The organism is Empedobacter sp. UBA5987, from assembly GCF_002429865.1.
Taxonomy (GTDB): domain Bacteria; phylum Bacteroidota; class Bacteroidia; order Flavobacteriales; family Weeksellaceae; genus Empedobacter; species Empedobacter falsenii_B.
The window spans coordinates 100,513-108,633 of sequence record NZ_DJBB01000063.1 but is presented as its reverse complement, the minus strand read 5'-3'; the positions used below and the strand labels follow the sequence as shown (position 1 = coordinate 108,633).

9 protein-coding genes and 1 pseudogene are annotated in these 8,121 nt (G+C 31.9%); 5 read left to right on the top strand and 5 right to left on the bottom strand.

Annotated features, from left to right (window positions below):
• Positions 1–32 precede the first annotated feature (32 nt).
• Positions 33–941: pseudogene (locus tag B3J26_RS11280) on the top strand (outer membrane beta-barrel family protein).
• A 64-nt stretch (positions 942–1,005) separates the two neighbouring features.
• On the opposite strand, the gene B3J26_RS11275 reads toward B3J26_RS11280, so the two are convergent.
• Complete coding sequence (locus tag B3J26_RS11275) at positions 1,006–1,887, bottom strand: NifU family protein (protein WP_291063355.1); 882 nt, start codon at positions 1,885–1,887, stop codon at positions 1,006–1,008.
• A 59-nt stretch (positions 1,888–1,946) separates the two neighbouring features.
• Here B3J26_RS11275 and B3J26_RS11270 point away from each other — a divergent pair, with 59 nt between their 5' ends.
• Positions 1,947–2,459, top strand: coding sequence for a gamma carbonic anhydrase family protein (locus B3J26_RS11270; protein WP_291074605.1), 513 nt, complete (start codon positions 1,947–1,949; stop codon positions 2,457–2,459).
• A 42-nt stretch (positions 2,460–2,501) separates the two neighbouring features.
• Here the strand turns inward: B3J26_RS11270 and B3J26_RS11265 are convergent, their stop codons facing one another.
• Together B3J26_RS11265 and B3J26_RS11260 are read right to left on the bottom strand one after the other, a co-directional pair.
• Positions 2,502–2,957: a hypothetical protein gene (locus B3J26_RS11265; protein ID WP_291074603.1), complete on the bottom strand. Its 456-nt coding sequence runs from the start codon at positions 2,955–2,957 to the stop codon at positions 2,502–2,504.
• A 54-nt stretch (positions 2,958–3,011) separates the two neighbouring features.
• The gene (locus tag B3J26_RS11260; protein WP_291074601.1) at positions 3,012–3,638 is read right to left on the bottom strand and encodes an NADPH-dependent FMN reductase; all 627 of its coding nucleotides are present in this window, start codon (positions 3,636–3,638) and stop codon (positions 3,012–3,014) included.
• A gap of 63 nt (positions 3,639–3,701) precedes the next feature.
• On the opposite strand from B3J26_RS11260, the gene B3J26_RS11255 reads away from it, so the two are divergent.
• A complete protein-coding gene (locus B3J26_RS11255) occupies positions 3,702–4,238 on the top strand; it encodes a GNAT family N-acetyltransferase (RefSeq protein WP_349679518.1) in 537 nt (178 codons plus the stop codon).
• A 124-nt stretch (positions 4,239–4,362) separates the two neighbouring features.
• On the top strand, positions 4,363–5,010 hold the full coding sequence (locus tag B3J26_RS11250; RefSeq protein ID WP_291074600.1) for a 2OG-Fe(II) oxygenase: 648 nt from the start codon (positions 4,363–4,365) through the stop codon (positions 5,008–5,010).
• Between the two features lie 139 nt (positions 5,011–5,149).
• On the opposite strand, the gene trxB is transcribed toward B3J26_RS11250, so the two are convergent.
• Together trxB and holA are read right to left on the bottom strand one after the other, a co-directional pair.
• Complete coding sequence (gene trxB, locus B3J26_RS11245) at positions 5,150–6,097, bottom strand: thioredoxin-disulfide reductase (protein WP_291074598.1); 948 nt, start codon at positions 6,095–6,097, stop codon at positions 5,150–5,152.
• Between the two features lie 71 nt (positions 6,098–6,168).
• Positions 6,169–7,179, bottom strand: coding sequence for a DNA polymerase III subunit delta (gene holA, locus B3J26_RS11240; protein WP_291074596.1), 1,011 nt, complete (start codon positions 7,177–7,179; stop codon positions 6,169–6,171).
• Positions 7,180–7,182: 3 nt separating this feature from the next.
• Between holA and B3J26_RS11235 the strand changes: the two genes are divergently transcribed.
• Positions 7,183–7,635: a type I restriction enzyme HsdR N-terminal domain-containing protein gene (locus tag B3J26_RS11235; RefSeq protein ID WP_291074595.1), complete on the top strand. Its 453-nt coding sequence runs from the start codon at positions 7,183–7,185 to the stop codon at positions 7,633–7,635.
• The last annotated feature ends 486 nt before the right edge of the window (positions 7,636–8,121 follow it).

The following is an 8,121-nucleotide window of genomic DNA, read 5'->3' as shown; positions in this document are numbered from 1 at the left end:
TCACTTTTGAGACAGCTTCTTTTTTTCGTTTTATATCGATTGATAATTCTCTAAAAATTGTACAATTTTTTCTGCTAATTGATTTTTATGATAAGCACTTTTCAAAGTTTTATATTCAATATCAGCCAACAGAAGATTATTCGTTCAATTTTAATTTTGGTCGAAGAATTCAACGACCAGCTTTTTGGGAATTAAATCCAGATAAATGGTACAGTAATCCTATTTCTTACACAGAAGGAAATCCTTTTATGCAACCAGCTTTTGTGTATAATTTCGAGTTAAGTTATGGATTCAAAGATTATTTACAAGCAAAATTTTATTATCAAAATATACAAGATGGTTTTGGTCAAAATGTCTTTCATCAAGAATAAGAATTGGATGGAGAATTGATGCAAACACAAATATTTAAGCGATTAAATTATTATAAAATGTCTAATTACTGAATTAGTTTATCATCAACTCTAAAACCTTATAAATGGTGGGAATCTAATCTTGAATTTAATTTTGTATTTAATAAATCAATCAATGAAATTGATGTGTTAGATAAAGAATATACAGGAAATGGAGCTAATTTTTCGGTTTATAATAACCTGAATTTGAATACTAAAAAAACGTTCACGGCCCAAGCTAATTATACGTTTACACCAAAAGGAAAAAACAGAGAATTTAATTATAGTTCAAGTTCTTCGTTAGATATAGGTTTTAAATATTTGGCGATGGATAAGAAATTAACGTTGTCGTTGATGGCTTATGATATTTTCAAAACAGATCTTTCAACATTGTCGACAAATGTGCAAAATATTTCGCAATCGTTTAGACAATATTATGATTCGCAATCGATACGTTTTTCGGTTTCTTATAAATTTGGTAATTCAAAAATCAATGTGAGTAAACGTCAAACTTCTAATGCAGAAGAAGCAAATAGGAGTGGAGGAAAATAGAAAAAAAATAAAAAATCTCAGAGCATTTTGCTCTGAGATTTTTTAAATAAAAATATTTTTAATCTTATCCATTTACAGCTTCAACGTTGTCTACAACATCAGGCATCATTTGTTTTAAAATACCTTCGATACCATTTTTAAGCGTTGCTGTAGAAGACGGACAACCAGAACAAGCACCTTGTAATAACATTTTTGCTGTTCTCGTTTCTTCATCAAATTCAATTAATTCTATGTTTCCACCATCATTTGCAACTGCTGGTTGAACATATTCGTCTAAAATAGCTTTGATTTGTTGCTCAACAGAAGAAAACTCTTCAGCAGGTTTTACCACAACATGTTCAGGAGCTTCTGTTGTGAATTCATAAAATTCATCAAAAACAGGACCTCCAGCTTGTAAATAATTCGTAATAAACGAACGAACATCCATCGCCCAAAGTGACCAATCTTCTGTTTCGTTTTTCGTTAAAGAAACATAATTATCAACAATAAAAACTTCTTCAACAAAAGGATATTCTTTGTAAATCGCAACAGCTAATGGAACTCCAGCAGCTTTTTCTTTCGATTTTATTTCGATGATTTCTGGCGCTAACATAGAATTTGAAACGAATTTCATCGCAGCAGGATTAGGCGTCATTTCTGCATAAATAGAAATAGGAGCCTTTTTCATTGGTGCTAAAATTGCGTTTTCTTCTAAATGTTCATTGATAATTTCTTTCAAATCTTCTGTAACATCAGCCCAATCAACAGCATCTATTTTTTCTATCGCAACAAAATTCGCTGTGATAAATATTTTTTGAATAAATGGTATAGTCAATAAAACTTGCGCTAAAGGAGATTCGGTAGCTGTAGATTCTTTATCGAATTCCACGCCACCTTGTGTTAAAGTCTCGTCACAAACGAACTTCATCACATTATTATTAGGTGTAATTTCTTCGTATACTCTCATAGTTCTACAAAAATACGCTATAAAAATGTATCTTTATCATTAGAATTATAGATTTTGTTATGGCAATAGTTAAAGAATTAAATGGACACACACCAAAGTTCGGTGAAAACGGCTTTTTAGCGGATAATGCTGTGGTTGTAGGAGAGGTAGAAATGGGAGATAATTGCTCAATTTGGTTTTCAGCAGTTGTGCGTGGAGATGTACATTATATCAAAATGGGAAACAAAGTAAATATTCAGGATAACGCAACGATACATGCAACGTATCAAAAATCGCCAACAACAATTGGAAATAATGTTTCGATAGGGCATAATGCAATTGTACATGGTTGTACAATACACAATAATGTATTGGTTGGAATGGGCGCAATTGTGATGGATGACTGCATTATTGAATCTAATTCTTTGATTGCCGCTGGTGCGATTTTAACCAAAGGAACGCATGTAAAAGAAGGAGAATTATGGGCTGGAATTCCAGCGAAAAAAATTAAAGATGTTCCAAAAGAATTGAAAGAAGGTGAAATAGAAAGAATCGCCAATAATTATTTGATGTATAGTAGTTGGTATAAATAAAATAAAAGCTCAGTTTATAACTGAGCTTTTATTTTATCTGAATTACATCAAACCAAACTGTTTGAAATGATGTGTAAAATGTTTTTTATGAAATGTTTTCCAATCTTCGTATCCAATCTCATTTAAAACTGGATTGACAATTTTTGCATCAGGATTTTCTGTAAAATAATAATGGAATTTATCAATTTCTTGTTCCAACTTCTCGATTGAAGCTTCTAAAGAAGAGTATCGTAAATCCAGTAAACCTTCCATTCCGTTTGCTTTTATCCCTTTTTGCATTTCATAATCAGATTCTAATAAAAATGATTTGTATTGAGGAATTTGCTCTGCAGGAATTCGACAAGGTACTGTTAAACCTCCATTTGAAATTTTAGTGGTTACAATCAAATGTTCAACCATATGTTGAGGTGTCATAATTCCCCATTCTGGCTGTTGATCTACTTTTAAACTTTTTAGTTTAGAAATAAGATTAGCTTTATCTTCAAAATTTAAAAACATATTTTTTCTGTGAAGTTAGTTAGTCGTACAGTAATAATCAATAAAATTCTAGATTTATTTTGTTAGTTGTTGAAACCATTTTACATATGCATCTACAAAATTCTGAATGAAACTTGTTGTTTTTTCGTTATTAAAATATCCATTTTCATCAAACACATCTGGTTTTAGTTTTCCTAAATAAATTTCGGGTTGTTGCATAGTCGGAATATTCAAAAAAGTTAAGGATTGTCTTAAATGATGATTCGCTCCAAAACCACCTATAGTACCAGTAGAACTACTAATAATCGCACCTGGTTTATTATCCCAAACATTTTTTCCGAAAGGACGAGAAGCAACATCTAAAGCATTTTTTAGAACCGCTGGCATAGATCGATTATATTCTGGTGTGATAAAAATTAGGCCATCCAATTCAGAAACTTCTTTACGAAAAGTAGTGTAAGAATCAGGAACTTGATTACGGTCATCAAAATCTTGGTCATAAAATTCTAATTGTCCAATTTCAATTATCTTAAAGGTAAATCCCTCGGGCGTCATTTTTATTAAATTTTTAGCAATTTTTCTGGAATTAGCTTCCTTTCGTAAACTTCCTATAAAAAGTCCAATCGTTTTTTGAGTCATAATTTTATTGGTTTTTGTTTTTACTAAAGTTAATGATTTGATTTTATTTTGAGAAAATTTCATTCAATTAATGATTATTTTTTAATGGATATCGTACAAGAATAATGTAAATTAGTGTTGTATTAAATGAAACAAATGATAAATATTCAGCCCAATTTAGAGAATGATTTGGTAGAACTTCAACCACTCAACTATAATGATTTTGAAGTCTTATATTTAGCTGCTTCCGATCCGAAAGTTTGGGAACAACATCCAAATAAAAATCGTTGGAAAAGAGATGTTTTTATGAATTTTTTCGAAGGTGCAATTCAAAGTAAAGGCGCTTTCAAGATTATTGATAAACAGACAAATCAATTTGTTGGTAGTTCTCGTTTTTACGATTATAATGAGCAAGATTCGTCTATTTTGGTTGGATATACGTTTTATTCGACGAATTGTTGGGGAAAAGGCTTTAATCCGTCCGTTAAGAAGTTAATGTTTGATTATATTTTTCAGTTTGTTGACAAAATTTATTTACATGTTGGCGCTGATAATGTACGTTCGCAAATTGCAGTGGAGCGATTGGGTTGTAAAAAAGTGAAAGAAGAACAAATTGAATATTTTGGAGAAGAGCCAAAGTTAAATTTTATTTATCAGTTGAATAAAGTTGACTGGTTTAAGTAATTGATAATTAAAACTATTTTTTGAGGACAGATTTTTTTATGTCCTTTTTTTGAAAAAAAACTTAAAAATATGATTATGTTTTTCGTAATAAAATATACTTTTACTGAAGTTTTCATAATAATGAATGAGTAATATTACATTAAACCCAATTTATGAAAAGATTATTGATGACTTATCAAATCAAAAATACTCTATTTCAGACTTTTTTTTCTCAACAGAGGAAACAAAGCAACTTCGCGAAGCAATAATTCGAAAAGAAAATAAAAAAGATTTTCATCAAGCAGCCGTAGGAAGTTCGGTTAACGAACAAATTGTAAAATCAATCAGAGGAGATAAAATCAGATGGATTGATGAAGAAAATAAAACAGAAACGGAAGAAATTTTTTTCTCAAAAATCAATGATTTTATTGAGTATCTCAATCTAACATGTTACATGGGCATTGAAGAAAGTGAATTTCATTATGCCATTTATCCCGAAGGGACATTTTACCAAAAACATGTTGATGCTTTCAAGAATGATGATAGACGCACACTTTCTATTGTGTTGTATTTGAATGATGAAGAATGGAAAGATGAATTTGGCGGACAATTGACCTTGTATTTGGCAGATGAGAATAAGTCTGAAAAAGAATTAGATATTTTACCTCTTGCTGGTCGTTTGGCTGTTTTTGATAGTAAAAGTATTCCACACGAAGTAAAAACCGTTAATCGACCAAGATATAGTATTACAGGTTGGTTGAAAACCAGAGGGAATATTTTGACGTATCTGTAACAAAATCTGTAGTGCTTCGAGATTTCAATCTCTATTTACAATAGATAAATATTGGTATCAATTTGAAGGATTTAAACAATAAGAAGAAAGCTCAACCATTGGTTGAGCTTTTGTTTTTTCTTATATATGCTAAACGATATTATATTTCGTCAAAGAATTCTGCAACATAACGTTCTGCGTCTAATGCAGCAGCACAACCAGAACCAGCAGCAGTTATTGCTTGTCTGTAAACAGAATCTTGTACATCGCCAGCAGCAAAAACACCAGGTACATTTGTTTTGTACGAACGATCTTGAGTGATTAAGTATCCTGTTTCGTCCATATCCAATTTTCCTTGGAATAATTCTGTATTTGGTTTATGTCCAATCGCGATAAAAACTCCATCAACGATTAATTCTTTTTCTTCGTTTGTAACATTGTTGATGATTTTAGCTTTTTCAACAACATTGTTTCCTTCCAAACCAATTAATTCGTGGTTATATAAAACCTCTAAATTATGCGTATTTGCAACACGATCTTGCATCGCTTTAGACGCGCGCATTTCTTCTTTACGAACCAATAAATAAACCTTGTTACAAAGTTTAGATAAGTAAGTTGCTTCTTCAGCAGCTGTATCACCACCACCAACTACTGCAACATCTTTACCGCGGTAAAAGAAACCATCGCAAGTTGCACAAGCTGAAACTCCACTACCAGCGTATTTAGTTTCATCGTCTAATCCTAAATATTTCGCTGTTGCACCTGTCGAAATAATGATAGAACGCGCTTGGTAAGTTCCATTGTTTGATTTTACAATATGTACATCACCTTCTTTTTCTCCAAAAGTTACTTCCGTTACATATTCGTATTTTATTTCAGTTCCAAAGCGCTCAGCTTGTTTTTGTAAATCAGCCATCAATTCTGGTCCAGTAACTGCTTCTGGATAGCCTGGAAAATTCTCAACATCTGTAGTTGTTGTTAATTGTCCACCTGGCTCCATACCAGTTAAAATCAAAGGATTCATGTTCGCGCGTGCTGCATAAATTCCCGCTGTATAACCTGCAGGTCCAGATCCTATTATGATAACATCTCTTACGTTATTTTCCATTGTGTTGTTTTATTTTTTTACAAATTTAGTATTTCTTATTTAGTTTTCTCGATTCTATAAATAGATGAAAATTATAGATTCATAATTTTATACACTAATTCAATTAATAATTGGCTTGGCGTCACATTTCCAGTAGTTCCAACACCTTTTCCTTTCAAATCATATTCGCGTATGAATGAGATAATTCTCGTAGCTTTTTTTAGCGGATAATTACTCGCAGCTGTCATCATTCCTTGTACAAAGTAGGGATTAATTCCTAAGACTTTTGCCAAATTTTGTTTTGATTTATCTGGCGTAACATGTATTTGAATGATGTTTGTAAACAGATTAAAAATTGTTGTGATCGAAACGACGTACGGATTATCCTTCGGATTTTTTTCGAAATATTTAATGATTTTGAATGCTTTTTCGATGTTCTTCGTTTCGATTGCATTACGAAGTTCAAAAACATTATAATCTTTACTAATCCCAATATGTTCTTCAATATGATTTGGTGTGATGGTTTTATCCGCACCAACAATTGTAAAGAGTTTTTCTAATTCATTATTCAATCGAGATAAATCAGCTCCCACATATTCTGTCAACAAAAACTTTGCTTTTGGTTCAATCTTAAATTGATTAGCTGCAACTTTCTGTTCTATCCAAGCAGGTAACTCGTTTTCATAAATCTTTTTGAATTCGTGGTAATACCCTTTTTCATTCAGAATTTTATAGATTTTCTTGCGTTTATCAAGAGAATTTCCTTTGTAATTGATGATTAAAACCGTTGAATCTTGTACTTGATTCGCATACATTTCCAACTGATCTATCGAACGGCTAAGATGTTGTGCTTCTTTTACAATCACTACAGATTTTTCTGTACCCATCGGATATTGACGCGCCATTCCTATTAATTGTCCAACTTCTACATCTTGTCCATAAACTATTGTTTGGTTAAAACCTTTTTCTTCTTCTGGTAAAATATTCGCCTCCAATAAATCAGTTACCTGATCGATGAAAAAAGGCTCGTCGCCCGCCAAGAAGTAAATCGGTTTATAGTTTTTGTTTTTTATATCTTTGATCAAAGATTCTACAGGACTCATACAATGACTGAATTAGTACAATTAAATTTTTCCGAAAAATACCAAATAAGATTGAAACAAGCCAAAGATAAATTGTATATCTTTTGTTTGATTCGAAAAAAATGGTTGGTCTATACGCCCGAAGAATGGGTTAGGCAACACGTTCTGAATTATTTAATCAACGATTTGGGTTATTCAACTTCGGCGATTGCGTTGGAAGTTGCAATTGATATTACAGGAATGCGAAAACGTGCAGATATTGTCGTTTATCAGCAAGAAAAACCATTTATTATGGTGGAATGTAAAGCGCCGCATATTACAATTTCGCAAGCAACTTTTGATCAAATAGCGCGTTACAATATTGTGTTAGGTTCTCAGTTGTTGATGGTAACAAACGGGTTGAATCATTATTATTGTATGATGGATTTTGTCCAAAAAAGATATAACTTCATGAAAGAGTTGCCGAAGAAGGGATAATTTGAAAATGGGCTAATGTGTTGATGTGAAAATTTGTCAATTCGAGCGATTTTAATGGATCTTGATAACTGACCACGTCCCGAACGTAGTCGACGTGGTTCATAACCAAGCTGACTAGGTTCCGAAATAAGCTAGCTTAGTATTTTAGTAAGCTGACGGGGTTTTATACCTAGTTGATTACGTCCAGAACTTAGCTGACCATGTCAGGAACGTCAAATTTGGGGTTAGATAACCTCGTTTTCTTGGTTCACAACCAAGCCAGCTTGGTAAAAGACACTGTCAGCTTAGTTAATTTGGAGGCTAACGGGGTTTAGAAAGTCGTCAGCTTGGTTGTGGACGTTGTTGAGTAGGTTGTATATTTTAATTTGTTAGATAAATAAATTACTTACTTAAAAAGTTTATTGAATTTGTTTATATTTGAAAAATATGAAAGGTTGTTTTAATTTTTTAATTACTTGTATAATTTTATTGGCCTTTTGCGGCTTG

Excerpts from the sequence above, each read along its gene's own strand:
- trxB (WP_291074598.1), bottom strand. The coding sequence starts at position 6,097 with ATGGAAAATAACGTAAGAGATGTTATCATAATAGGATCTGGACCTGCA.
- holA (WP_291074596.1), bottom strand. The coding sequence starts at position 7,179 with ATGAGTCCTGTAGAATCTTTGATCAAAGATATAAAAAACAAAAACTAT.
- B3J26_RS11260 (WP_291074601.1), bottom strand. The coding sequence starts at position 3,638 with ATGAAATTTTCTCAAAATAAAATCAAATCATTAACTTTAGTAAAAACA.
- B3J26_RS11235 (WP_291074595.1), top strand. The coding sequence starts at position 7,183 with ATGACTGAATTAGTACAATTAAATTTTTCCGAAAAATACCAAATAAGA.
- B3J26_RS11255 (WP_349679518.1), top strand. The coding sequence starts at position 3,702 with ATGAAACAAATGATAAATATTCAGCCCAATTTAGAGAATGATTTGGTA.
- B3J26_RS11250 (WP_291074600.1), top strand. The coding sequence starts at position 4,363 with ATGAGTAATATTACATTAAACCCAATTTATGAAAAGATTATTGATGAC.
- B3J26_RS11270 (WP_291074605.1), top strand. The coding sequence starts at position 1,947 with ATGGCAATAGTTAAAGAATTAAATGGACACACACCAAAGTTCGGTGAA.
- B3J26_RS11275 (WP_291063355.1), bottom strand. The coding sequence starts at position 1,887 with ATGAGAGTATACGAAGAAATTACACCTAATAATAATGTGATGAAGTTC.
- B3J26_RS11265 (WP_291074603.1), bottom strand. The coding sequence starts at position 2,957 with ATGTTTTTAAATTTTGAAGATAAAGCTAATCTTATTTCTAAACTAAAA.